At 28.6% G+C, this 887-nt stretch carries 1 tRNA gene and 1 pseudogene; both read right to left on the bottom strand.

The annotated features are described in order from the left end of the window. Positions 1-237 precede the first annotated feature (237 nt). Positions 238-379 (bottom strand) — tRNA-Trp (locus tag AOG54_RS04130). A 269-nt stretch (positions 380-648) separates the two neighbouring features. Beyond that, positions 649-887: pseudogene (locus AOG54_RS09910) on the bottom strand (transposase); the annotation flags it as partial.

The raw sequence follows: 887 nt of genomic DNA, 5'->3' as shown, positions 1-887 counted from the left end.
CGTGTGCTCTTCCGATCTGGTTAAAATTTAAATAATTTAAAATACAGGTATATTTATATAATGATAAACTTATATTTTATGATTTATTGGGGCAATAAATAATTTATAACGGAGATGCCGAAATATAAGTATCTCACTTAACAGGTATTTTGGTTTTAATAATTATATAAAAATTCCATAATACTAAGAATATGCTTTAAATTTGAGCTTTATGCATGGAAAATATAATAAAATATGTGGGAGCACTGGGATTTGAACCCAGATCTAAGGGTCTCTTCCATGTTTCATCGTTCCAGTCATTCATCATTTAATCAGATGACCTTTAGCTAATCACAAACTGACTGGAGCCCTCTAGGATACCTGATTACCCCATGCTCCCTTACATACAGTATTATTTTTTAATATAAATATTATAGTGTTTTAGTTAATTCCATTGATACCCTTATATTAAATTTATAATCATCAGAATTTATTAGAAATCATAAAATCGATTTTAAATGGTGATTATTAAGCAGAACCAAAAAATACATATTAATACCATATTATAATTATTATTTCAACATAAAGCTTTATTTTAAACCTTTTATGATGTATGTAATTCACCATATTTTTATATAATACATATCTCTAAGAGTGTCCAAACATACTTCATATTACGATATACATTATTTTCCTCCCTGAGATTCCGGTTATTTTATTTGCCATTACAATACAGTTGTATGCAACTATAATTTCTCCAATTGATACATCATAATTCCTGTGCCTAACATACCAGATGTACTCCATTCCCAGTATTTCCTTAAGAATGGAAAATGTCCTTTCTATCTCCCACCTCAATTTGTACCTTGATGATTCCTTTTTCCTTAATGCTATACCCAGTTTCCTGT

Origin of the sequence: Acidiplasma aeolicum (assembly GCF_001402945.1) — an archaeon.
GTDB classification, from domain to species: Archaea; Thermoplasmatota; Thermoplasmata; order Thermoplasmatales; family Thermoplasmataceae; genus Acidiplasma; species Acidiplasma aeolicum.
The sequence above is the reverse complement of the archived record's forward strand: the minus strand, read 5'-3'. Positions and strand labels throughout refer to the sequence as shown.